24 protein-coding genes, 1 tRNA gene and 1 riboswitch are annotated in these 23,798 nt (G+C 67.2%); of the genes, 7 read left to right on the forward strand and 18 right to left on the reverse strand.

Annotated elements, in window-relative coordinates:
• Positions 1 to 49 precede the first annotated feature (49 nt).
• A tRNA-Gln gene (locus ACZ50J_RS17780) sits at positions 50 to 128 on the reverse strand.
• 133 nt (positions 129 to 261) lie between these two features.
• Here ACZ50J_RS17780 and ACZ50J_RS17785 point away from each other — a divergent pair.
• On the forward strand, positions 262 to 885 hold the full coding sequence (locus ACZ50J_RS17785) for a TetR/AcrR family transcriptional regulator (RefSeq protein ID WP_464298487.1): 624 nt from the start codon (positions 262 to 264) through the stop codon (positions 883 to 885).
• A 66-nt stretch (positions 886 to 951) separates the two neighbouring features.
• On the opposite strand, the gene ACZ50J_RS17790 is transcribed toward ACZ50J_RS17785, so the two are convergent.
• A complete protein-coding gene (locus ACZ50J_RS17790; RefSeq protein WP_464298488.1) occupies positions 952 to 1,335 on the reverse strand; it encodes a VOC family protein in 384 nt (127 codons plus the stop codon).
• Between the two features lie 5 nt (positions 1,336 to 1,340).
• A complete protein-coding gene (locus tag ACZ50J_RS17795) occupies positions 1,341 to 2,132 on the reverse strand; it encodes a methyltransferase domain-containing protein (RefSeq protein ID WP_464298489.1) in 792 nt (263 codons plus the stop codon).
• An 86-nt stretch (positions 2,133 to 2,218) separates the two neighbouring features.
• Between ACZ50J_RS17795 and ACZ50J_RS17800 the strand changes: the two genes are divergently transcribed.
• From ACZ50J_RS17800 to ACZ50J_RS17810, 3 genes are all read left to right on the forward strand, one after another.
• Positions 2,219 to 2,725, forward strand: a complete 507-nt coding sequence (locus tag ACZ50J_RS17800) for a MarR family winged helix-turn-helix transcriptional regulator (RefSeq protein WP_464298490.1) — start codon at positions 2,219 to 2,221, stop codon at positions 2,723 to 2,725.
• A 156-nt stretch (positions 2,726 to 2,881) separates the two neighbouring features.
• Positions 2,882 to 3,835 (forward strand): winged helix-turn-helix domain-containing protein, encoded by a 954-nt coding sequence (locus ACZ50J_RS17805; protein ID WP_464298491.1) that lies wholly within the window; start codon positions 2,882 to 2,884, stop codon positions 3,833 to 3,835.
• 392 nt (positions 3,836 to 4,227) lie between these two features.
• Positions 4,228 to 6,000: an ABC transporter substrate-binding protein gene (locus tag ACZ50J_RS17810; protein ID WP_464298492.1), complete on the forward strand. Its 1,773-nt coding sequence runs from the start codon at positions 4,228 to 4,230 to the stop codon at positions 5,998 to 6,000.
• Positions 6,001 to 6,133: 133 nt separating this feature from the next.
• Here the strand turns inward: ACZ50J_RS17810 and ACZ50J_RS17815 are convergent, their stop codons facing one another.
• Entirely contained in the window at positions 6,134 to 6,889 is a 756-nt protein-coding gene (locus ACZ50J_RS17815; RefSeq protein ID WP_464298493.1) for an SDR family oxidoreductase, read from the reverse strand.
• A 100-nt stretch (positions 6,890 to 6,989) separates the two neighbouring features.
• On the opposite strand from ACZ50J_RS17815, the gene ACZ50J_RS17820 reads away from it, so the two are divergent.
• Positions 6,990 to 7,841 (forward strand): helix-turn-helix transcriptional regulator, encoded by an 852-nt coding sequence (locus ACZ50J_RS17820; RefSeq protein WP_464298494.1) that lies wholly within the window; start codon positions 6,990 to 6,992, stop codon positions 7,839 to 7,841.
• Between the two features lie 54 nt (positions 7,842 to 7,895).
• Here the strand turns inward: ACZ50J_RS17820 and ACZ50J_RS17825 are convergent, their stop codons facing one another.
• From ACZ50J_RS17825 to metG, 13 genes are all read right to left on the reverse strand, one after another.
• Positions 7,896 to 9,725, reverse strand: a complete 1,830-nt coding sequence (locus ACZ50J_RS17825; RefSeq protein ID WP_464298495.1) for an ABC-F family ATP-binding cassette domain-containing protein — start codon at positions 9,723 to 9,725, stop codon at positions 7,896 to 7,898.
• Between the two features lie 31 nt (positions 9,726 to 9,756).
• Positions 9,757 to 10,686 carry a 4-(cytidine 5'-diphospho)-2-C-methyl-D-erythritol kinase gene (locus ACZ50J_RS17830; RefSeq protein WP_464298496.1) on the reverse strand — a complete coding sequence of 310 codons (930 nt, stop codon included), beginning with the start codon at positions 10,684 to 10,686 and terminating at the stop codon, positions 9,757 to 9,759.
• Between the two features lie 4 nt (positions 10,687 to 10,690).
• Complete coding sequence (gene rsmA, locus ACZ50J_RS17835) at positions 10,691 to 11,554, reverse strand: 16S rRNA (adenine(1518)-N(6)/adenine(1519)-N(6))-dimethyltransferase RsmA (protein WP_464298497.1); 864 nt, start codon at positions 11,552 to 11,554, stop codon at positions 10,691 to 10,693.
• A 51-nt stretch (positions 11,555 to 11,605) separates the two neighbouring features.
• Positions 11,606 to 12,586 (reverse strand): TauD/TfdA dioxygenase family protein, encoded by a 981-nt coding sequence (locus ACZ50J_RS17840; RefSeq protein ID WP_464298498.1) that lies wholly within the window; start codon positions 12,584 to 12,586, stop codon positions 11,606 to 11,608.
• 45 nt (positions 12,587 to 12,631) lie between these two features.
• Complete coding sequence (locus ACZ50J_RS17845) at positions 12,632 to 13,498, reverse strand: ABC transporter permease (protein WP_464298499.1); 867 nt, start codon at positions 13,496 to 13,498, stop codon at positions 12,632 to 12,634.
• Positions 13,495 to 14,343 carry an ABC transporter ATP-binding protein gene (locus tag ACZ50J_RS17850; RefSeq protein WP_464298500.1) on the reverse strand — a complete coding sequence of 283 codons (849 nt, stop codon included), beginning with the start codon at positions 14,341 to 14,343 and terminating at the stop codon, positions 13,495 to 13,497. Before ACZ50J_RS17850 ends, ACZ50J_RS17845 begins: the two co-directional genes overlap by 4 nt.
• Before the next feature lie 5 nt (positions 14,344 to 14,348).
• Positions 14,349 to 15,410, reverse strand: coding sequence for an ABC transporter substrate-binding protein (locus ACZ50J_RS17855; RefSeq protein ID WP_464298501.1), 1,062 nt, complete (start codon positions 15,408 to 15,410; stop codon positions 14,349 to 14,351).
• A gap of 38 nt (positions 15,411 to 15,448) precedes the next feature.
• Positions 15,449 to 16,807, reverse strand: coding sequence for an LLM class flavin-dependent oxidoreductase (locus ACZ50J_RS17860; protein WP_464298502.1), 1,359 nt, complete (start codon positions 16,805 to 16,807; stop codon positions 15,449 to 15,451).
• A 150-nt stretch (positions 16,808 to 16,957) separates the two neighbouring features.
• Positions 16,958 to 17,719 carry an IclR family transcriptional regulator gene (locus tag ACZ50J_RS17865; RefSeq protein WP_464298503.1) on the reverse strand — a complete coding sequence of 254 codons (762 nt, stop codon included), beginning with the start codon at positions 17,717 to 17,719 and terminating at the stop codon, positions 16,958 to 16,960.
• 16 nt (positions 17,720 to 17,735) lie between these two features.
• Positions 17,736 to 17,855, reverse strand: a riboswitch (SAM riboswitch).
• An 84-nt stretch (positions 17,856 to 17,939) separates the two neighbouring features.
• A complete protein-coding gene (gene mobA / locus ACZ50J_RS17870) occupies positions 17,940 to 18,560 on the reverse strand; it encodes a molybdenum cofactor guanylyltransferase (protein WP_464298504.1) in 621 nt (206 codons plus the stop codon).
• A gap of 91 nt (positions 18,561 to 18,651) precedes the next feature.
• Positions 18,652 to 19,410: a transglycosylase family protein gene (locus ACZ50J_RS17875; RefSeq protein ID WP_464298505.1), complete on the reverse strand. Its 759-nt coding sequence runs from the start codon at positions 19,408 to 19,410 to the stop codon at positions 18,652 to 18,654.
• Between the two features lie 293 nt (positions 19,411 to 19,703).
• On the reverse strand, positions 19,704 to 20,567 hold the full coding sequence (locus ACZ50J_RS17880; protein WP_464298506.1) for a TatD family hydrolase: 864 nt from the start codon (positions 20,565 to 20,567) through the stop codon (positions 19,704 to 19,706).
• A 49-nt stretch (positions 20,568 to 20,616) separates the two neighbouring features.
• Positions 20,617 to 22,392, reverse strand: a complete 1,776-nt coding sequence (gene metG / locus ACZ50J_RS17885) for a methionine--tRNA ligase (protein WP_464298507.1) — start codon at positions 22,390 to 22,392, stop codon at positions 20,617 to 20,619.
• Between the two features lie 125 nt (positions 22,393 to 22,517).
• Here metG and ACZ50J_RS17890 point away from each other — a divergent pair, with 125 nt between their 5' ends.
• Positions 22,518 to 23,117, forward strand: a complete 600-nt coding sequence (locus ACZ50J_RS17890; protein WP_464298508.1) for a DUF4126 domain-containing protein — start codon at positions 22,518 to 22,520, stop codon at positions 23,115 to 23,117.
• Positions 23,098 to 23,463: a hypothetical protein gene (locus ACZ50J_RS17895; protein ID WP_464298509.1), complete on the forward strand. Its 366-nt coding sequence runs from the start codon at positions 23,098 to 23,100 to the stop codon at positions 23,461 to 23,463. Before ACZ50J_RS17890 ends, ACZ50J_RS17895 begins: the two co-directional genes overlap by 20 nt.
• Before the next feature lie 20 nt (positions 23,464 to 23,483).
• Here the strand turns inward: ACZ50J_RS17895 and ACZ50J_RS17900 are convergent, their stop codons facing one another.
• Positions 23,484 to 23,798, reverse strand: coding sequence for a type II toxin-antitoxin system PemK/MazF family toxin (locus tag ACZ50J_RS17900; RefSeq protein WP_464298510.1), 315 nt, complete (start codon positions 23,796 to 23,798; stop codon positions 23,484 to 23,486).

Genomic DNA, 23,798 nt, shown 5'->3' on the forward strand with positions numbered 1-23,798 from the left:
GGCCCCGGAGAGATGGTGCAACCGTCGGTCGTGGATCGAGGGAGAAGGGCTCCCCGGGTAGGAATCGAACCTACGTCGCTAATCCTGATTCAAAGTCAGGCGGCCCCTACCAGCAGAGCAACCGGGGAACGCCCCCGAAGGGGACCGCACAAGGGTAGGCCAGATCCCAAACGATGGCATATCGGGTCCGGCATGACCCACGTTGTTAACGATCCGGCCCCGGATGGCCCGCGATTCGGCCGCATCCCTTTGAATGGAGGCATGCCTCCCAAGAAGCGCTCCCGACTCTCCGCCGCCGATCGGCGCGAGCAGCTGATCTCGGTCGCCGAGGGACTGTTCGCCGAACACGGGGTGCAGCCCACGACCGTAGAGGACGTCGCGACGGCGGCCGGCGTGACCAAACCGCTGATCTACGAACACTTCGGCGGCAAGGAAGGCCTGTATGCCGTCGTCGTCGACCGCGCCATGCGCCAACTGCTGGACCACCTGGTGGGCTCGCTGACCTCGGGTGGCTCCTCCCGCGAACTGCTCGAGCGCGGTGCGGTCGCCCTGCTGACCTACATCGAGGAACAGCCGGCCGCCTTCCGGGTGCTGTTGCGCGACTCGCCGACCTGGCACGGCAACGGCTCCGCCGCCAGCATCATGTCCGCCGTCGCCGGCCAGGTGGAGGAGATCGTCGTCGAGGTCTTCAAGCGCAACGACCTCGATGTCGACGTCGTGCCGATCTATGCACAGATGCTGGTCGGCATGATCGGCTTCACCGGCGAGTGGTGGATCGAGTCCGGCTCGTCGCTGCCGCGCGACACCGTCGCCGCGCACATGGTCAACCTTGCATGGCACGGCCTGGGCGGCATCGAAGCAGAGCCGACCCTCAAGACGATCTGACGGCGGACGCGGTTTCGATACGTCCCCCGCTGCGCTCCTCCCACTCAACCCGCTCCGTGCGGCCGGTCAACCGGCCTGTTGGATCTCGACCCGGTTGCCGACCGGGTCGTCGGTGTGGAACCTGCGGACGCCCGGGATCGCGTCGTCCCAGCGCACCGCTCCGCCCGCAGCGGTGACCGCGGCCGCCGCATCGTCGACGTCCACCACCAGCAGGCACGGGTGCGCCTTGCGTGCGGGAGCAAAGGATTCCTCGACGCCGCAATGCAATTCGTGGGAATCACCGACCGCGAACCAACAACCGCCGCGCGCGGCCAGCACCGGCGGCTTCGGCAACTCCGGCAGCCCGAGGAGGCCGGTGTAGAACTCGCGCAGCAGATCCTCCGAGCCGGCAGGACAGGCGATCTGCACATGGTGCAGACCGGTGACCGCGACAGGTGCGTGCTCCGTCATCCGACTCAACCCTTCCGGCCCACGGCGAAGATCCGACGGAACGGCATGGGCGTCCCGTATGACGCACGCGGGTATGCCGCGTCGAACCGCGTGACCAGCTCGGCGAGGAACTCCTCCTGCTCGGCCTCCCCCAGCACGTCCAGCAACGGCCGCAATGCGGTCCCCTTGACCCATTCGAGGACCGGACTCCGTTGCAAACCCTGCGGATCCAGCACTTGCAGGTAGGTGGTCTCCCACACGTCGAGGTGGCCGCAGTGCTCTGCCAGCGCCTCCGCGTAGCGTTCGGGTGACTCGACCGGTGCGTCCCGCAGCGCCCCGGCCAGATCACCCGCCCGGCGGTGTTCGCGGGCCAGTTGGCGGATGATCCGGTGCGACGGTGCATCGAAGTTGCCAGGCACCTGCATCGCGAACCACCCGCCGTCCGGCAGCTGGGTCAACCAGCGGTCGATCAGCGGGAGATGGTCCGGAACCCACTGGAGGGTTGCGTTCGTGACGACGACGTCCGGCGCCTCGCCCTCCGCCGGTTGCCAGGTCGCGACGTCGTCGAGCTGCCACCGCACGCGACGGTCGGTGTCGAGACGGCTCGCTCGCTGCAGCATCGACTCCGAGGAGTCCACACCGGTGACCTCCGCGGCCGGCCACCGGTCGCAGAGAGTGAGCGTGAGCGGCCCGTTCCCACACCCGAGGTCGACCACTCGAGGTGGCGACTCCGCACCGACTCGAGCGAGCAGATCCCCGAACGGTCGGTTGCGCAGGTCGGAAAATCGTTCGTACTGCTGCGGATCCCACGTCGCCATACCGACCACCTCACTCGCGTTTTATCTTGATATCAAGATACTGCCGATTGTCTCGATGTCAAGAAACTTGAGAGTAGACTCGATCCATGGTGCCCGAACGCGATGAGGTCGACCAGATCGTCGATGCCTGGCGTCGCGAACGCGCCGACCTCGATGTCGAGCCGTTGCAAGTGCTTTCGCGAGTATCCCGACTCGCGCGACTGCTCGATCAGGCACGCGGGCGCGCCTTCACCGACCACGGCCTGGACGGTTGGGAATTCGACGTGCTCTCCGCACTGCGGCGGGTCGGCGCGCCATACGAACTCTCCCCCGGTGCGCTCGTCCAGCAGACGCTGGTCACCAGCGGCACGATGACCAACCGGGTGGATCGCCTCGAGAGCCGTGGGCTGGTCGAGCGCCACCCCGCCCCGACCGACCGGCGCGGAGTGCTGGTGCGTCTCACCACCGCCGGCCGGGACGCGGTCGACGCCGCAATGGTCGAGTTGCTCGAGCACGAACGAGCCATCCTGGCCTATCTGCCGGCTCGCAACCGCGCGGCGTTGGCGTCCTCGCTGCGGACGCTGCTGTCCGCCGTCGAGAACCCCACGGACTGACCCGTTTTCGGCCCTCCCCTCGATCTGGACCAGGCACCAAGGTCGCGATTCGGCATCCTTTGTTGTGGGCCACCTGTGACAGTGCCACGATGAAGTGGGGTTCATGCGGCACCGATTTCGCTGTCGCTTCAACGGTCCCAGGGAGGGGCTCGGCAGGTGATCACGGTCGATCTGAGCGTGCACACGTCTGCCACCATCGAGTGGGCCGTGTCCCCTGTGCTCGAAACGCTGGGCTGGTTGCGCCTGACCCGTGACGGTGGCACCGACCCGATCTACGGGCGTCCTGACCGGATCGCGAAGGACTATCTCTCCCGCCCGGACGTGGCGCTGGTCGCCGATCTGCTCCCCGTCGAGGACGGCCCGACCCCCGATTTCCTCGCACCGGCACCGCCGGACACGACCAGCGGGTGTGCCGCCGTCGCGCAGTTGGCCGAGGTCGGCGACACCGATCACGCCCAAGCAGCGATGGAGGTCTGGGAGGCTTTCGGTGACCGGCCACTACGTGAGAGCGTCGCCACCGCGTTGCGCGACGGCACGCTGCCCGCTCGAGCCGCACACGGACTCGCGATGTTCTGGGAACTGGCCATGCCGGAGGTCTTCGAACGCGCCGAGACGGCACTGCGTGCCGAGATCGAGCGCTGCGAGCAACTGGTCGACGGCGGCGGGATCGGCGCGGTTCTGGGCGCCGTACAGGAACAACTCTCCTGGGGCGACGACGCACCGGGCACCTGCGTCAACGCCGAAGCGGACACCGGCATGTCGCACCTGCTCGTCATACCGACGGCCCTCCACGGTCCGCGCCTCACCATGCGGCTGCGCGGCGAACGCCCGTATGTCGCCTACCCGATCAACACGACACCGGCCTCGGCGGATTCACTCAGCGGGTTGCGCCGGTTGCTCGGTCCGACCCGCGCGGCGATCCTGCGGCACCTCAGCTCCGCACGCACGACCACCGAACTCAGCGAGGAGCTTCGACTGGCCGCCGGAACGGTGTCCTATCACGTGAAGGTCATGCAGCGCGCCGGCCTGCTCGAACGCTCGCGCCGACGCCACAGCGTCTTCTACGCGCTGACACCCACCGGCCGCCGGCTGCTCTCCAGCATCCCCTGAACCGAGCGTCCGCGGAGAAGAATTTCCGCAAAGATTCGAACCTCGTCGAATATTGCGATCCGGTCGCGATTGCATTTACTTGCTGGACTTCGCCCGGCGGCCGGTCAAGTGTTGAGGTGGAAGTCGTTGACGCACAGCGTTGTTGGGACTTCCGGCAACACGTGGGGGCGCGGACTCAACCGACCGATCCGGGGACTGGCCGCGAGCACTATCAAGAGCGCGGAGTCGATCGTGATGGTCCCCTTCGGCAATTGACAGGTCGATCGGCGTTGACGGCGCATCAGCGATCACCAGCTCGGGGCGGGTGGACAACGGATGCATCGGGCACCAGAACGAGCGATGTATGACGCACCCCGGGACGAATTCCGGGACATGGAAGGGAAATCAGAACAATGCGATTGACGAAACTGGTCGCGCTGAGCGCCGCCGGAGCGACTGCGGTCACCTTGGCCGCGTGCAGCAGCGGTGGCCCGTCGAGCAGTGGTACGAGTGGCAACGGCGAGAACACCGCCGCGGCCCAGCAGACCGACGCCGCCGTCGCGGCGACGAACCCGAACCTGAAGGGTCCGGCTCCGGCGGTGAAGGGTGCCAAGAAGGGCGGCACGATCTACATCGATGATCACTCGAACCCGCCCACCATGGACCCGGCCGGCATCTACTACATCGATTCCAACGCGTTCGCGTCGCAGTACCTCTACCGCACCCTGACGCAGTACAAGATCGTCAAGGGCAAGCCGGTCCTCGTGCCGGACATGGCGACCAACGTCGGCACCCCCTCGGCCGACGGCCTCACCTGGACGTTCAAGATCAAGCCGGGCCTGAAGTACTCCGACGGTTCCCCGGTCAAGATCCAGGACTTCGTCTACGGCATCGAGCGATCCTTCGCCAAGGAGAGCGTCGCGCTCAACGGCACCGACTACCAGCGCCAGTACCTCGTTGATGGCAAGACCTACAAGGGTCCCTACAAGCAGCCGAACGCCAAGTTCGGTGGCGTCACCACCAAGGGCACCGACACGTTGGTCTTCCACCTGGTGAAGAAGCTGCCGTCGTTCAACTACTTCGCCTCGTTCCCGGAGTTCACCCCGGTGCCGAAGGCCAAGGACACCAAGACCGACTACCAGAAGCACCCGCTGACCACCGGTCCGTACAAGGTCGACACCTACAACATCGGCTCCAAGCTGGTGTTGTCGCGCAACACCAACTGGGACCCCAAGTCAGACCCGGTGCGCAACGCCTACCCGGACAAGGTGCAGATCAACCTGACCGTCACTCCGTTGGCCTCCCAACAGCGGATCCTCGCGAACAGCGGAGTCGGCACCAACACGGTGAGCATCGACCCGATCGACTCCTCACTGGAGTCGAAGGTGACCGGTGCACAGAAGAACCAGTTCGCGATCGGACCGTCGTCATGTGAGTTCTACGTCAACATGAACGTCGACAAGATCCCGTTGAACATCCGCAAGGCGATCGGGTACGCCTACCCGTGGAACCAGATCCGCAAGGCCGGCGGAACCTCTCGCCTGAACCTGCAGCCGGCCACCACCTACGCGGCGCCGAGCCTGCAGGGATACAAGAAGTACCCGCCGCTGCCCTACGCGACCGGGCAGGGCAACGGCGACCCGGCGAAGGCCAAGGCGATCCTGCAGAAGGCGAACAAGGTCGGCTTCACACTCTCGTACTACTACACCAGCGACAACCCGCAGGCCGTCGCGGCGAACACGGCCCGCAAATCGGGTCTGGAGAAGGCAGGCTTCAAGGTCAAGGACATCCCGACCCCGGGCGCCGAGATGACCAAGAAGATCGCCGACCCGAACGCGCCGGTCAACCTGCTGAACGGCACGCCGGGCTGGTGCTACGACTGGCCGACCGGTGACTCGGTCTACCCGGTGCTGTTCAGCGGTGAGGGCATCCCGGACGGAACGACGGTCGGGCAGTTCAAGAACGCATCGGTCAATGCGGAGATGGACAAGATCGGTGCCATGGACCCCGCGAAGGCGGCGCCCGAGTGGGCGAAGCTGGACCAGGAGATCATGACGAAGTACGTGCCGGGATTGCCGGACTACTACTCGATGAACACCGCCACGTTCGGTAAGAACGTCGGCAACGTCGAGTTGAACCCGATCATCAGCATGCCGAGCCTGGCCCAGTTGTGGGTCAAGAACTGATCCCGCCCAACTGAAAAGCATCATCCACATCTCTGGCGAGATGGCTGGAGCCGGTGGCATCACGTGCCACCGGCTCCACTTTCTGTCGGTCGACAACCAATCGGCGCGCTCACTGAGCGACGCCTTTCAGCGCTCAGTGCGGATCGTTCTCGTTCAGCACCGCGACGACCTTGTCGTAATCGCCACGCGCCTCGCCATACCGCAGGAATTTGACGTTCTCGACCTGAATCTCACGCACCGCGGGCTGCGTCTCGATGATCTCGACGACCTCGGCGATGAAGTCGTCCAGTGGCATCGCGAAGGCGCTGTCGCGTTGCCCCGGCATCAGGTCGGTCGCGACCGACGGCGGCTCCAACTCGATCACCTCGACACCGGTGCCGGCCAACTGCAGCCGGATCGACTCACTCAGCAGGTGTATGGCGGCCTTGGTCGCGTTGTAGGTCGGTGTCACCTTCAGCGGCGCGAACGCGAGCCCGGACGAGACGGTCATGATGGTGGCGCTCGGCCGTGACCGCAGGTGGTCGATGAAGGCGTCGATCAACCGGATCGGCCCCAGCAGATTGGTTTCGACCACCTGCGCGGCGCCGACGGCGAACCCGCCATGCGTCCAGTCCTCGGTCCGCATGATGCCGGCCATCGGGATGAGTACGTCGAGTTCGGGCCATTTCTCGAGGACCGTGCCGGCGGTGGCCGAGATGCTCTGCGGGTCGGTGGTGTCGATCCGGACGGTGCCGACGCCCGGATGTTCGGCGGCGATCTGTTGCAGCAGCTCGGTCCGTCGTCCGCCGACGATGACAGTGTTGCCCTTCGCCTGCAGCGCCAGTGCCAGCGCGAGGCCGATGCCGCTCGTCGCGCCCGGGATGAAGATGGTGTGTCCGTTGATGTCCATGCTTCGAGTCAAGCCACCGCGCGCGACGCCCTCCAGAGAGCACTCATCGGGGGATCGGCGATCCCTGCCTCGAGCAGCCGGCACCGCCGATAATCGACGGATGGAGCGCGAAGCGCTGGCCGATTTCCTCACCCGCCGGAGGCGGGAGTTGCAGCCCGAGGACGTCGGGTTGCCTGCGGGTGTGCGACGTCGCACACCCGGGCTGCGCCGCGAGGAGGTCGCACTGCTCGCGACCATGTCCGCCGACTACTACACCCGGCTGGAGCAGCGTCGTGGACCACAGCCGAGTACCCAGTTGCTGGCCTCGCTGGCGCGCGCCCTGCGACTGACCGCGGATGAACGGGACTACCTCTTCCGGGTCTCCGGTCACAACCCGCCCGACCGGTCCGTCCCCAGTGAGCATGTCGCACCGGCGCTGCTGCGGGTGCTCGGCCGGCTGTCCGACACACCCGCCCTGATCCTCAACGAGTTGGCCGAGACGCTCGCGCAGAACGATCCCGCCCGTGCACTCTTCGGCGACGCCTCGTCCCGCACCGGCTGGGAGCGCAGCGAGATCTACCGCTGGTTCGTGCACCCGGAGAGCGAGCGTCGTCGATACCCCGAGGAGGATCGCGACCGGCAGAGCCGGGCGCAAGTTGCCAATCTGCGAATGGCGTTGAGCACCATGGGAAGTCGGTCGCGCGCCGGCCGGCTCGTCGACGAGCTGCGCAGCCTCAGTCCGGAGTTCGTCGCGCTCTGGGACGAGCACGAGGTCGCACGGCGGTTCGCCGACCACAAGGTCCTCATCCACCCCGAGATCGGACCGATCGAGCTCGACTGTCAGGTGCTCTTCACCGAGGACCAGTCCCAGGCCCTGCTCGTGCTGACCGCCGAGCCGCACACCGAGGACGACGAGAAGTTGCGACTGCTCAACGTCGTCGGCACGCAGACCCTCACAACCCCTCCCGAGTGACGGCTTCCTCGGCGACTGACGGTCGGATCACGCCGTCACTCGCCGAGGGAGCCGTCATTCGACGATGTCGCCGAGCTCCATCCAGCGTTCCTCGAGCCCCTCACGCTCGGCATGTATGGCGCGCAACTGACGGTCCAGCTCGGTGGCCCGCGCCGGATCGGTCGCCGCCTCGACCAGCGCCGCGTGCAGCTTCTCCTCCTGCGTGGCCAGCTTGCTCAGGCTTCGCTCGATGCGGCCCATCTCCTTGCGCGCCTCGCGCAGCTCTGCCGCGCTGTATGACGCCCCCGCCGCGGCGCCGTCATCCGCGCCCGCGGACGGTGCAGGGGCGGACCGCCTCGCGGCGGTAGCAGCGGATTCCTTTGCGGCAGCATGCAATTCGAGGTACTGCTCGACGCCACCGGGAAGCTCGCGCAGCTTGCCGTCACCCAGCAGAGCGATCTGCCGGTCGCACATCCGCTCCAGGAGATACCGGTCGTGCGAGACCACGACGAGCGTCCCGGCCCATCCGTCGAGCACGTCCTCGAGCGAGGTCAGCGTCTCGATGTCGAGGTCGTTCGTCGGCTCGTCGAGCAGCAGCACGTTGGGCTCGGTCATCAGCAACCGCAGGATCTGCAGCCGGCGCCGCTCGCCACCGGACAGGTCACCGACGCGCGTCTGCTGTCGCGGCCCGGAGAAGCCGAGCCGCTTGGCCAGCGACGACGCCGACACCTCCTTGCCGCCGAGCATGATGAAGCTCTTGACCTCGGTGATGGCGTCGATGACCCGAAGCCCGTCGTACTTGTCGAGCTCCCGCACCTCCTGGGTGAGGAACGCCAACTCGACGGTCCGACCCTGCTTGCGCTTGCCCGCGTCCAGCGGACGGCTGCCCTCGAGCACGCGGAGCACGGTCGACTTCCCCGCGCCGTTCACCCCGACGATGCCGGTGCGCTCCCCCGGCGCCAGGCGCCAGGTCTGTTTGTCCAGCAGCTTCCGGTCACCCAACTCGACCGACGCGTCGATCAGGTCGATGACGTCCTTGCCGAGCCGGGTCGTGGCGAAGCGGACCAGCTCCACCTCGTCGCGGGCCTCGGGCTCGTTCTTGATGAGTTCGTTCGCCGCATCGATCCGGAAGCGCGGTTTGGAGGTGCGGGCCGGCGGGCCACGCCGCAACCAGGCGAGTTCCTTGCGCAGCAGGTTCTGCCGCCGGTCCTCGGTCGCGGCGGCGATGCGGGCGCGCTCGTTCTTGGCCAGCACGTAGGCGGCATACCCACCGTCATACTGCTCGACGCGGCCGTCGATGACCTCCCAGGTGCGATCGGCCACGGCATCCAGGAACCACCGGTCGTGGGTGATGGTGACGAACGCGTTGTCGGGCCGCGCCCGACGCTGCACCAGGTGATCGGCGAGCCACTGCACGCCCTCGACATCGAGATGGTTGGTCGGCTCGTCCAGGAAGAGCAGGTCCGGGTCGTCGATCAGCAGCTTCGCCAACGCGATCCGGCGCCGCTCACCACCGGACTTGGTGCCGACGACGGCATCCGGTCCGCCGATGGCGGTGAAACCGACACCACCGAGCAGGCCGCCGAGGATGTCCCGCACGCGCGGGTCGCCCGCCCACTCGTGCTCCGCGCGGTCGCCGAGCACCGCGTCACGCACCGTCGACTCCGGGTCCAGCTGGTCGTCCTGGCTGAGCATGCCCAGGGTGAGACCGCCGACGTTGGTGACGCGTCCGGCGTCCAGCGGCTGCCTGCCGGCGAGCACCCGCAGCAACGTCGACTTGCCGCCGCCGTTGCGTCCGACGACACCGATCCGGTCGCCGGTGCCCACGCCGAGCGAGACGCCGTCGAGCACTTGGTTGGTGCCGAGGGCGAGCGAAATGCTCTCCGCGGCAATGAGATTGGGCATCAGGTCACTATCGATCGGGTATGGCGGGACGTCAGCGGGATCGCACGTCGTGCACCACGTGGGCGCCGTGCACGGGGCCGGTGGCGCTGACGACCTCGTCGCAGATGGTGCTCGCGGTCAACCCGACCATCAGGTCGAGCGCGGAGTTGCGGTCGGCGCACAGGAAGGCGACGGTCGGGCCCGAGCCGGACACGATCGCGGCCAGTGCACCGTTGTCGAGCCCGGTCGTCATGGTGTCGGTGAGGCGCGGCATGAGCGAGCACGCTGCTTCCTGCAGGTCGTTGTGCAGGTTGTCGGCGAGTGCATCGACGTCACCGGCCCGCAGCGCCGCCATCAGGTCGGCGTTCGGTGTGGGTTCGGGCACCAACCGGTCGCCGCGCAGCCGATCGCACTCGGCGTAGACCGCGGGTGTCGACAGACCCTCGTGGTGCAGCGCGAAGACCCACTCGAAGGTGCCTCGGCTCAGCACGGGCACGAGATGCTCCCCGCGTCGCGAACCGATCGCGGTGCCGCCTTCGAGCGCGAACGGGACATCGCTGCCCAATTCGGCTGCCATTTCCTGCAATTCGCGGGGACTGAAGCCGGTCTCCCAGAGCGCGTCGACCGCGACGAGCGCGGCAGCGGCGTCGGCGGAGCCGCCCGCCATACCTCCCGCGACCGGGATGTTCTTGGCGACCTCGATGGCCACCTGCTCGTCGGTGCCGATGCGCCGGGCGATCAGCCGGGCGGCCCGCATCGCGAGATTGTTCTCGTCGTCCGGCACGACGCCGGCACCCATGCCGGTCGTGGTGACCGACCAAGTCTTCGACGGTCGCACCGTCACCTGATCGACCAGGTCCACCGCGTGGAAAACCGTTGACAGAGAGTGATATCCGTCGTCCTCGAGGGGTCCGATGCGCAGCTCGAGATTGACCTTGGCGGGCACCCGGACGGTGACCGGAGCGGCGGACGTCACTTCCATGCCGTCACCCTATTCGCTGCTCGGCGATGGCCGCGAACTGCCCGATCGTGAGACGTTCACCGCGCAGCGACGGGTCGATCCCCGCGGCCCGCAGCATCCGCTCCGCCTCGACCGGTGTTCCGGCCCAGCCCGCGAGCGCCGCCCGCAGCGTCTTGCGCCGCGCGGCGAATGCCGCGTCCACACACGCGAAGACGTCGGCGCGCGCGGCCGTCGTCGTGGGCGGTTCGCGGTGAGTCATCGACACCAGGCCGGAGTCGACATTGGGCGCCGGCCAGAAGACGTTGCGCCCGACGCGATCCGCCAGGCGCACATCGGCATACCAGCCGGCCTTCACACTCGGGACGCCGTAGACCTTGTTGCCCGGAGTTGCGGCGAGTCGCTCGGCGACCTCCAGCTGCACCATCACCAGCACCCGGCGCAGGCTCGGGAACCGCTCCAGGAAGGAGAGCACCACCGGCACCGCCACGTTGTAGGGCAGGTTGGCGACGAGCGCCACCGGTTGCGGGTCGGGCAACTCGGTCACGGTCATGGCGTCGTGCTGGACGACCCGTAGCCGATCCGCCAGGTGCGGGGCGAGATCGCCGACGGTCAGCGGCAGTTGGGTCGCGAGCCGAGGGTCGATCTCCACGGCGGTGACGTGCGCCGCTGCTTCGAGCAACGGCAGGGTGAGCGAGCCGAGGCCCGGACCGACCTCGACCACGCTCTCGTCCGGGCCGACACCGGCCAGGCGCACGATCTTGCGGACCGTGTTGGGGTCGATGACGAAGTTCTGACCCCACTGCTTGGTCGGTCGCAACTCCAGCCGCTCGGCCAGCTCACGCACCCGGGGCGCGGTCAGCAGGGTCGCTGCGTCGGAGTCGTCGGTCACGCGCCCGACACTAGCCGCTCCCGGGCGAGCGGCCGCACCGGCGCGGGCGGTTCAGCCGAGCGTGGCGACGGACGAGTAGTGACTCGCGTCGCCCTTGCGCACCGAACTCGCGACGCCGTCGATGCTGACCGGCACCTCTCCGGCCAGGGTGATGCGGTGCAGTCGGCGATGCTCGCGCTCGTCGTAATCGTCGACGGCGTAGTGCTGGGTCGCCTGGTTGTCCCAGATGGCCAGGTCACCCGGTCGCCAGCTCCAGCGCACCGTGTTGTCCAGGCGGGTCACCTGCCGCTGGAACAGCCGGAAGAGATCTTGTGAGTCATTGCTCGACAGGCCGACGAAGTGTCGGACGAAGTGCCCGAGGAGCAGGGTGCGCTCCCCGGTGACCGGGTGGATGCGTACAACGGGGTGCTCGGTCTCGAACTCCAACTGCCGGAACTCCTCGCGGTATGCCGTCTCCTTAACGTCGATCCCGCCGATCCGTTTCTCGTCGTGCTCGGCGGCGTAGTCGTAGAGGTTGGTGTGAACCGCCCAGAGCCGGTCGGCGAGCGCTTGCAGCGCCGGGTGGAGCTGGGCGTAGGCCCGGGTGGTGTTCGCCCACACGGTCGTTCCGCCGTATGGCGGAAGCTCGACCGCACGCAGCAACGACGCCGATGGGATGCGATCGACGAAGGTCACGTCGGTGTGCCAACTGTTGGCCTTGCTGTGATCGGAATCGATCGGCAGCACGGCGTCGCCGTCGCCCGCGACGGTGGGATGCGGTTTGGTGAGCGTGCCGAGCAGGGCAGCGAAGGCACGTTGGTCCGCGTCGTCGGCGTGCTGCTGGTCGCGGAAGAAGATCACCTGATGCGCGGCGAGCGCCGTCTTGATCTCAGCTACCTGGGCAGCCGGCACGTCGCCGCCGATCCGCACCCCACCGATCTGGGCACCGATGTGCGCACCGACCTTCCGCACGGTGATCGCGTCGTAGCCTGGCTGCGGCGCGTCCTGGGTGGCGATGGTGTCGGTCGTGAGTGTGTCGAGCTGGGTGGTCATGACGGTTCCTTTCCGTTGTGGTGCAATGGGTTTCGCGTACTTCGGTCAGCCCCGCCAGCGCGAGAAGCGGCGCTCCACGAGGACGAGCAGATAGTTGAAGGCGAGTCCGATCACCGAGATCGTGACGATGCCGGCATACATCTGAGGGATCTGGAAGTTGTTCTGCGAGGCGATGATCAGATAGCCGAGTCCGGCCTTGGCACCGACGAATTCGCTCGTGACGAGAACGAGCATCGACACGGCCCCGGCGAGCCGGACACCGGTGAAGATGGCCGGCGCCGCCGCCGGCAGGATCACCTTCACGAAGAGTTTGCGGCTCGACAGCCCCAGTGACCGGGCCGATCTGATCAGCAACGGGTCGACGTCTCGGGCGCCGCTGATGGTGTTGTAGAGGATCGTCCAGAAGCAGGCGTAGGCGATGATCATGATCTTCGAGAAGTCGCCGATTCCCAGGATCAGGGTGAAGACCGGAATCAGAGCAACCGCAGCGGTATTCAGAAAGATCGTCAGCAGCGGATTGAGGACCTCCGACAACGTCCGGTACCACGCGATCAGCAGACCGAGCGGTATGCCGAGGGCGATCGCGATCGCGAACCCGGCGAGCGAGCGGTGCAGGCTCGCCGAGATGTCGGTCCAGAGCACGCCGGACCTGATCAACTCCACGAGGGCGTCGACCACGGTCGTGAACGGTGGAAGGAATGCCTCCTCCACCCAGCCGAGCTTCGGGGCGATCTGCCACAGCACGAGGAACGCGACGATGGCGATGCTGTGCGTGACGACCTTCCCGGCTAGGCGGCCGAGTCGCGCCGCCGGACGACTGCGACGCTTCCGGGGCGCTGCGGTGACGTCCGACGCCACCACGTCGCGGTCCTGCCGCAGCGTCCGGTCGATCGGCGTGATGGTCTGACTCATGACCGCCCTCCCGTGCTGACGACGGTGCGGTGGCTGTGGGTGACCTCGTCCTGCAGCAGTTGCCAGATCCGGTGCCGCTGCTCGACGAACTCGGGGGTGGAGCGACGGTCACCGGCCGAACCGCGCCGGCCACTCCCGATGTCACTTTCGACATCACTCTCGACATCACTCTGGATATCGACGATCTGCTTGATCCGTCCCGGTCGTGCGGTCATGACCGCCACGCGTTGGCCGAGATAGACGGCCTCGTCGATGGCGTGGGTGATGAACAGGATGGTCGTCCCGGTGCGTCGCCAGATGTCGAGCAGGTCGTCCTGCAGCGCCTCCCGGGTCTGGGCGTCCAGGGCGGCATACGGCTCGTCCATCAGCAGCACGGCGGGCTCGTAGGCGAGGCTGCGGGCGATGGCAACCCGCTGTTTCATGCCACCGGACAACTCACGTGGATAGCGGTCGGCGAAGGCGGATAGCCCCACCAGCTCCAGCATTTCGCGGGCACGCTCGGCCCGTTCCTTGCGCGGGATCCGCTTCTCCTCCAAGCCGAACTCGATGTTCGACTGCGCCGTCCGCCACGGGAAGAGCGCGTACTGCTGGAAGACCACGCCGCGGTCCAGCCCCGGCCCGTCGACGGTGCGGCCGCCGACCGTCACCTCGCCGTGAGTGGGCCGGGTCAATCCGGCGACCAGATCCAGCAGGGTGGACTTTCCGCACCCGCTGGGTCCGACCAGGGTCAGGGACTGTCCGGCCGGTATGTCGAGCGTCACGTCGTCCAGAGCGACGAACTCCCCGCCCGTGCTGCGGTCCGGGAACGTCTGCGTGACGTGGTCGATGCCGATGGCGCTGCTCATCTCGGTCACCGCCCCGTCGAGGCGTAGGCGTTGAACCGGTTGGTGTAGAGCTTCGAGGAGGCCGGGACGGTCTTCACCGATCCCGTCGAGAGCAGCCAGTCCTTCCAGTGTGCGAAGTCCTTGTCGGAGATCACGCCGTGCTGCGACGGGATCCCGGAACTGAGCCAGTACTTGATGCTGGTCGTGTCCTCATTGGTGCGTTTGCGGGCGTCGATGATCTTGGTGAACTCGGCCAGCACCTTCGCGCGGGGCGTCGTGTTCTCCCAGGCGATCGCCTTGGCGACCCCGGTGGTGAACGCGCGCACCGCATCCGGGTGCTTCGCGATGAAGTCGTTCCGGAAGACGTACTGCCCGCCGTGGAACGGGCCGTACTCGTCGAGTTCGGTGAACAGCGCATGTATGCCGCCGTGCTTGACGGCCAACTGCTGGAACTGCCCGGACAACGCAGCGACGTCGACCTGATGGTGCCGCAGGGCGTTCTCGATGTTGGGCGGTGGCAGCGGCACGAGCTCGACCTTCTTGACCTGGTCCGCGGACAGGCCGGACTTGCGGAGCTCGTTGAAGATGTCGGCCTCGTTCTGCCCACCGAGGGTGTTCACGCCGACCTTCTTGCCGATCAACTGCTTCGCGCTCGTCAGCGGGCTGCCGTTGAGCACGTAGTAACCGGTGAAGGACTGCTTGTCCCCGCCGTAGTAGTTGATGACCGCCTTGATCGGCGCACCCGAGCTGACGAGTTTCTCCACGGCGCCGCCGAAAGCACCGCCGAAGTCGGTCTGCCCGGTCGCTGCGGACTGGATGTCCTGCGGGCCGCTGATCGTGTTGCCGACCCAGTCGAGTTTCACCTTGCCGTCGAAGTAGCCGAGTGCCTCGGCGAGTTCGGGCAGGGTCACCTGATCGTTCCAGCCCTGGTAGCGCAGGGTGACGACGCCGTCGTCGGTGGCGGCTGCCGACGCGGAGCAGCCGGTCACCGCTGCGGAGGCACCGACGGCGAGGGCAGCGAGTGCTGCACGAGCGCGCAGTGCGCGGCGCGGCCGGCGGTCAGGGCTTGTCGCGGAGAGTCCGTTCATGGGAGTTTCCTTCGCATCGTTGGGGATTCGGCAGCCGGTCACGCGCCGGCGGCTGCAGCGGGAGTCCCGCTGTAGAGGCTCTCCGGCCGGGCGAGTCCGTAGTGCTCACGCAAGGTGGAGCCGGAGTAGTCGGTGCGGAACAGACCCCGGTCCTGCAGGATCGGCACGACCTGGGAGGTGAAGGCGTCGAACAGCTGGGGGTACAGCGGCGGCATCACGTTGAAGCCGTCGGCGGCACCGTTCTCGAACCACTCCTGGATGGTGTCGGCGACCTGGACGGGCGTGCCGTGCACGACGTTGTGGCCGCGTCCGCCGGCCAGCCGGTGCAAGAGCTCCCGGACTGTCGGGCGGTCTCGTTCGACGATGCCTGCGACGACCTGCTTGCGACTGCGACTGTTGTCGAGCACGTTCCCGGCGCTGCCGAACAGTTCTCGTGGCACTCGTTCCCCGAGGTCGAGATGCCGCAGTGAGACGCCGGTGAATTTCTCCAGCTGGGTCAGTCCGAACGCAGGGACCGTCAGGCTGTTGAAGTACTCGTAGAGTTCCTTCGCCTCCTGCGCGGTGTCCGCGATGAACGGGCTGATGCCTGGGAGCACGAGCACGTCATCCGCAACGCGGCCGAAGGACCGGGCGGTCGCCTTGATGTCACCGTAGAACGCCTGGGCGTCCGCCAGAGTCTGATGTGCGGTGAAGATGGCCTCGGCGTTGCGCGCGGCGAAGGCGCGTCCTTCGTTCGACGAGCCGGCTTGCACGTAGACCGGCCGGCCTTGTGGCGAGCGCGGGGCGTTGAACGGCCCCTTGACCTTCAGATGCGTGCCGGTGTGATCGATCCGGTGCACCTTCGCGGTGTCCAGATAGTCACCCGAGGCCCGGTCGGCGACGACAGCACTGTCCTCCCAGCTGTCCCAGAGCTTGGTGACGACGTCGATGAACTCCTGCGCGCGGCCGTAGCGCTCCTCGTTGCTGGGCACACCGTCGAGCCCGAAGTTGAGTGCGGCGTCCTGACTGAACGTCGTGACGATGTTCCAGCCGGCACGTCCTCCCGAGATCCGGTCGAGGCTCGCGAACAGCCGCGCCAGGTTGTACGGCTCGTAGAACGTGGTCGACGCGGTCGAGATCAGCCCGATCCGCTCGGTCACCGTCGCGATCGCGGTCAGCAGGGTGATCGGTTCGAACTGAGTGCTCGGTCGGTGTCCGGTGCCGTACCAGGCCGGGCCATCGGCGAGGAAGACCGCGTCGAGCTTCGCCTGCTCCGCTCGCCGCGCGATGTCCTGGTAGAACGCGATGTCGTCGATCCGGTCGAGCGGACTGTCGGGGTGTCGCCAGGACGCCTCGTGGTGACCGGTGTCGTGCAGGAAGGCATTCAGACGCAACTGTCGATCGGGCTTGCGGGTCACGGCACAACTCCTCGGGTTCGGGGATGACGGGCGCGGCGGTATCGGGTGCGGCTGGGTCGCACGACCGTTACAGAACGTTTGCTAACTGATTCAGTAACTTATGGTTATGTATGGCGGACGCCAAAGCCGTTGCCACATGGTGGAAACGGTTCAGCCGACCCGATCCAGGACCTGGATGCGGCGGCCGGTCTCGGCCGCCGCACGATGCAGGGCCGGCAGGATCCGCCGCACCCGGTCGCCGGTCAGGCGGTCGACACGCGCCTGGACACCGAGGGCGGCAACCACTCCGGCGTCGCCGACGACCGGCACCGCCAACTCGCGCACACCGTCCGTCCGCTCCTGGTCCGCGATCGCGAATCCGCGACGACGTACCTCGATGAGCTGCGCGAGCAGACCGGCATACGAGGTAAGGGTTCGATCGGTGAACGACTCGAGCTCCCCCAGCGCTCGCACCGCGGCCGCCGAACCGTCCGGCGAGAACGCCAACAGCACCTTGCCCATCGCCGTTGCGTGCATCGGCTCCCACCTCGCGGGCAGCTGCGATGCGCAGTACCCCACGGGCGGTCGCGCCGAGACGAGGCGCGACACGGCCGACTGGCCCTGGACACCGAGATTCACCGCGAAACCGATGGCCGCCGCCAGCGCATAGAGGTGCGGAACCACCTCGTCGACCGCCAGATCGGCAGTCGGCAGAAGGGCCGGCACCCGCGGGCCGACCCGGTAGACCTCAGCCCGCCGGACCAGGTATCCACTGCGGCACAGGGCCTGCAGGATGCGGTGTGTGGTGCTCATCGGCAGACCCGACTCGGCGGCCAGATCAGAAAGACCCAGCGCACGATCGCCCTCGAAGCAGTTCAGGACGAGCAGAGCCCTTTCGACCGCCTGGGAACCGGATCGGGCTGGAACGGACATGACACATCCTCGCTGCTCGGCGCGCTTATGAGCGCCGGACCGACCGGGCGCCCATCGGGTGGTCACCTGGAGCACCCCACCGCGGCTGGAGGGTTGCCGGACAGCAAGCCAGGGCTTGACGCTGCCTCTCGTCACCTGGCTTGAACATAACGCAGTGTTTTTACTTCAACAACGTTTCGTGATGCATCGCTCATCCCGTGGACATCGCGGGGGGGGCGGTTCACGATTCGGGTGGCACGGCCCGGCGTGCCCCGAGCCTCCGGGCCCACTGCTCGTGATCCGTCCAGGTGTCGACGTCCCGCCATACCTCGTCCGCGGGGATCTCCGCGAGCTGCAGACCGGCGAGGAGCGCACGCATCGACCGATCGGCTGGGTCGCCCAACTCGTCGGCAGCGGCGTGGACCGCGGTCGACCGATATCGTCCGAGCAGCCACTGCCGCCGCCCGGTCGGATCGGTCAGCACGACCCCGTCGGCATCGCCGACGTCGGCCGCACCCAGCAGCTGTATGGCGCCCACCGCACCCGGCAGGTCGCAGGCGATCAGGTAGGTCCAGTCCGCCGGCCGCGCGATCGCGCGCAGGCCGGCGACGGCCGCGGCAGCCGGTCCGGAGCCCGGCGGATCCTCGACAACCCGGAGCGCGTGCCCGGGCAGCTCCGCCGAGGTCCGGCCGACGACGACCAGCGTCCGCGCGTCCCGCACCGCCTCCAACGGCCGGGAGACCAATGAGCAGCCGGCGAGCTGCACCGCCGCCTTGTCGATGCCACCGAGCCGGGAACCGGCACCGCCGACCAGCACGATGGCGTCATACGTCGATCGCGCCGAAAGCACAGGACCGCCCACCCGAGGAACGCTACCCATTCACGGGGCACACGGAAGGCCCGCGTCGTCGTGGACGACACGGGCCTTTCGGTGTGTTCGGGGAAACGCCTGGTCAGGCGGCCCAACCGCACTGCCACGGGCTGAGGCCGCGGGAGGCGTAGACGTGGTTGGCGATGGTGATCTGCTGCTCTCGGGTCGCCAGGTCGGCGCGCGCCGCGAACTTGCCGCCGCCGGCACCCAGCCAGGTGCCGCTGTCGAACTGCAGGCCGCCGAAGTAGCCGTTGCCGGTGTTGATGTGCCAGTTGCCGGTCGACTCGCACTGCGCGATGCGGTCCCACATCGCGGCGCGGGACAGGTCCAGGCCGCCGGTGTTGACCGGCTTCGGGCTGCTGACCGGAGCCGGCGCGGCCTTCTTGGTGCCGACGACGAGCACGCGGCTGACCGGCTGCTTGGTCACCTGGCGCTTGAGGAGGGTGGTGCGGGCGATGACCTTGCCGGTCAGTTGCTGGCGCCAGGTGGCGGTCGCCGTGCCGGCGACGCCGTTGCGCTGCACCCGGGTCTTGCCCGCGGCGAGCGTCGAGTCGAACTTGCGAACCGTGGTGAACGCGACGGTCTCGGCGGTGGTCACCGTACGGGTGGTGACGGCCGGGCGGGCCTGGTCACGCGACACCTTCTTGTCGGTGGCGCGGGCAGTGGCCTTCTTGGTCGCCTTCTCGGTCGGGGTGGTGCTGTGCGAGGTCGACGGGGTCGCGCTCGAAGTGGCGGCGGTGATCGCGGCGCTGTTGGCGCCGGTCGAGGAGCCGCCACCGCACGCGGTGATGCCCAGGCCGGCGGCGACGGTGGTTGCTGCGATGGCAGCGGTCTTGGTCAAGCGGTAAGTCAAAAGTGCTCCGATGTCGTGATGTCCCGTCGAGCGGCGAGGCGCACGTCATCAGCAGATAAGGGAAATCGCTGGTGTGTGCGGGGTGAGCGGCTGTTGCCTGGCTCACCCGGCTGCGTCTCGCGCAGCCTCGGTCGGGGATGCCGACTCTCCGGTTGAACTCAACTACCGTGACGCACTGGTAACCCGAAGGTCAAATTTTGGTAACGATAGGCGCGTCACACTTGCATGTGACGCGGATCGCGTACACGCAGTTCATCAGACACAGAACAGTTACGGATGCGTCATACAGACCAGGTGCCGTAGACCTGCTCGCTGTTGTCCGACAGGGCCCGGCAGAGCGTCGGCACATCCACGGCGAGGACGTCCGCCATCGCCCGTACCGTGAGCGGGATCAGGTATGACGAATTGGTCGCCCCACGGTGCGGCGACGGCGTCAGGTATGGCGCATCGGTCTCCACGAGCAGCCGGTCCAACGGCACGATCGCGAGGGCATTCCGCAGCTCGCGGGCGTTCTTGAAAGTCACCGTGCCGGAGAACGACAGGTAGTAGCCGAGGTCCACGCACTGGCGAGCGAGGTTGATGTCACCCGAAAAGCAATGCATGACAGTGCTTTTCGGCGCCCCCTCGTCGTCGAGGATACGCATCACATCCTCGTGCGCATCGCGGTCGTGGATCTGCAGTGCCTTCCCGGTGCGCTTGGCGAGATCGATGTGCCAGCGAAACGAATCCTGTTGTGCAGCAACACCTTCCGGTCCGGTCCGGAAGTAGTCCAGGCCGGTCTCGCCGATGACCCGCACGCGCGGATGAGCTGCGAGTTGCTCGATCTCCGCCCAAGCCGCGTCCAGTTCACCCGCGTCCGCGAGCTTGGCGGCTTCGTTCGGGTGGATGGCGACGCCGCCGAGCATCTGCGGATGCCTGTCGATCTGCTCGACCGTGAAGCGAGCACCGTCGAGGTCACAACCGATCTGCACGAGCCGATCGACGCCGACGGCGGTGGCCGTGGAGAGGACGGATTCCACTGCGGGCGGGTCGTTCTCGTCGCGCGAGATGTCCAGATGGGTGTGGTTGTCCACCACCGGGATCGGCAACGGCGCGGGAGCCGGCGGTGGTCCGGTGACTTCGCTGCGCTGGTGTCCCTTGCTCATCGGGCGAACACAACCTTCCCCTGGGGAGACTCGGGTACGCCTGTCCCGCTCATCGGGCGAACGGGTCCGCCGGGTCGATCTCGTCCAGTTTGGCGAAGATCGGCGTCGGCTTCGCCACGGGCGCACCGACCTGCACCGGGCGGGACTCCCACCGCGGCGTGTCGGAGTATTCGCCGGTGATGATCGGATAGGCGCGGCTGTCGTCGTCCAGGTCGCGCACCTGCTCCAGGTGCGGCATCGGCATGAATTCGCCTGTCGCACCGAAGGTTTCGGCGACCTTGTTGGAGCTGTGCGGCAGGAACGGCGCCAGCATCGTGTTGAGGTCGGAGATCGACTGCGCGAGGGTGTGCAGCACGGTCGCGAGACGCTCCCGTTGGTCGTCGCCCTTGAGTCGGAACGGCTCGGTGTCGGTGACGTACTTGTTCGCCATTCGCACCAGGCGCATGACCTCGGCGATCGCCGCCTTCTGGCGTTGCGCCTCGAGCATGCCGCCGATGGTCTCGAAACCACCCCGGATCGCCGCGAGCAGTTCCTCGTCGATCGGCTCGAGCGCGGCCGGCGCCGGCACCTCGCCGAAGTTCTTGGCGATCATCGACGCGGTGCGGTTGACCAGGTTGCCCCAGCCGGCGACGAGCTCGTTGTTGTTGCGGGTCACGAACTCGGTCCAGGTGAAGTCGCTGTCCTGGGTCTCCGGACCGGCCGCGCAGATGAAGTAGCGCAGCGCGTCCGCGCCATACCGGGCGATCATGTCCTGGACGTAGATCACGTTGCCGCGTGACGTGGAGAACTGCGAGCCGGACAGGTTGAGGAAGCCCGACGCGACGACCTCGGTCGGCAGGTTCAGCTCGCCGTACTCCCCCGGCTCGCCGCCCTTGTCACCCTTGCCCATGTAGCCGAGCAACTCGGCCGGCCAGATCTGGGCGTGGAAGGTGATGTTGTCCTTGCCCTGGAAGTAGTAGGACTGCGCGGCCGGGTCGTTCCACCACTCGCGCCAGCGCTCGGGGTCGCCCTGCCGGCGGGCCCACTCGATCGCCGCGGACAGGTAGCCGATGACCGCGTCGAACCACACGTAGAAGCGCTTGGTGTCCCAGCCGTCGACCGGGATCGGAATGCCCCAGTCGATGTCACGGGTCATCGCCCGGGGGTGCATGTCCTTCGCCAGACCCTTGGCGAAGTTGATGACGCCGGGCCGCCAGGTGCCCGCCGAGTCGACCTCGTCCAGCCAACGCTGCAGCGCATCGGCAAGCGCGGGCAGGTCGAGGAAGAAGTGCTGGGTCTCGATGAACTCCGGTACCTCGCCGTTGGTCTTGGAGTGCGGGTTGATCAGATCGGACGGGTCCAGTTGGTTGCCGCAGTTGTCGCACTGGTCGCCGCGAGCCTCCGGGAAACCGCAGATCGGACAGGTGCCTTCGAGGTAACGGTCGGGCAGCGTGCGGCCGGTCGACGGGCTGATCGCCGTCGTGGTCGTCTGCTCGAGCATGTAACCGTTGGCGCGGATCTGGGTGAAGAGGTTCTGCACGACCTGGTAGTGGTTGCGGGTCGTGGTGCGGGTGAACAGGTCGTAGGACAGACCCAGGTCGGTGAGGTCCTGCGCGATGACGGCGTTGTACTTGTCGACGATCTCCTGCACGCCGACGCCCTCCTTGTCCGCGAGGACCAGGATCGGAGTGCCGTGCTCGTCGGTGCCGCTGACCATCAGCACGTCGTGGCCCGCCATACGCATGTAGCGGCTGAAAACATCTGCAGGGACGCCGAAACCGGCGACATGGCCAATATGACGTGGCCCGTTCGTGTAGGGCCACGCGACAGCAGACAGAACCTTCATGGTCGACAAGCCTAAGTGAGCGGGTATGGCGCCGTCGCGGCAGTTGCCGCCCGTCGGTCGTTGCCAGCGGCCCGACCGACTGCAACGATCCTGCGCAGGTCGATCGAAGGTCGCGGAGGTCTGAGATGTTCGCTGTGCTCACCGGTGCCGGGTTGTCCGCTGCCGCAGGACTGAACGCCTACATACCGTTCCTGATGGTCGGGCTGCTCGCACGGTTCACCGACGTCATCAACCTGCCCGGTGGCTGGCAGTGGATCGAGTCGTGGTGGGCGTTGGGCATCGGCACGCTGCTGCTGATCAGCGAACTGGTGCTGGACAAGATCCCTGTCGTCGACAGCATCAACGATGTAGCGGGCACCGTCATACGCCCGGCGACCGGCGGAATCATCGCAGCCGCAACACAATCGGCCAGTGCGCTGGACCATTCGTCGTTCCTGCAGGACCACGAATGGATCGCCTTCGTCGGCGGACTGGTCGTCGCCGGAGTCGTCCACGTCGGCAAGGCCAGCGCGCGACCGGCGATCAACCTCGGCTCCGCCGGCTTCGGTGCGCCCATCGTGTCCACCGCCGAGGACGCCTCGTCGCTCGGCCTCTCCCTCATCGCGATCTTCGTGCCGATCCTGGTGATCGTGGCCCTTGTCGCACTCGGTTGGGTGCTGTGGAAGTATGCCCGCCGGATGCGCAGGTTTGCACGAAGGAGGCGGGATGCCGAGCACGCGACCTGATCGGCCGCCGTTCCTCGGCACCTGGTGGGAGAAGGTGATCGCGGTGGTGGTGCTGATCGCCGGGGTCCTGCTGGTCGTCCAGTGGTGGCAGAGCCGTCAGGCGGCCGGCCCGGCCCGTCCGGGTATGGCGCCCGCCACCGTCGTGTCGGAAGCGCCGGCGCAGTCCGGTCGGGCGGAGCTGACCGTGCGCTACTCCGTCGACGGGAAGTCCCACGACCTCACGAAACCCGTTGATGCCCAGGCCTTTTCGACGCAGGGCAAGGTCGCCTGGGTCTGCTACAAACCGGGCGACGCGACCGACGCCTCGATCCGGCTGCCGTGGGATCCGTTGTGCGGCCAGAAGTAACTGCCGCGCGTGAAATCGGGCTAGTCGAGTAGGGCTACGTCCAGGTCATAGGCCAGTACGACGGCGCGGGCCAGCTGCGCCTCCTGATCGGCGCTGAGGTACCCAATTGTGCGGCCGAGTGCACTCACGCCAACGGTCACGACGTTGTCGATGGCCACCGCGCACTGGTGGTCCAGCCCGTTGTCGGTTCCCACCGGAACCTCGCTCGACAATCCCTTGACAGTGCTGGTTATTGGGGCAACCGTCACCTTGGTCATCGCACCTCGAGCAGCCTCCCGCGTCAGCACCAGCGCCGGCCGTGTCTTGTCGAGTCGGACCAGGCAGATCTCTCGCAC

Source organism: Flexivirga sp. G2 (assembly GCF_055397625.1).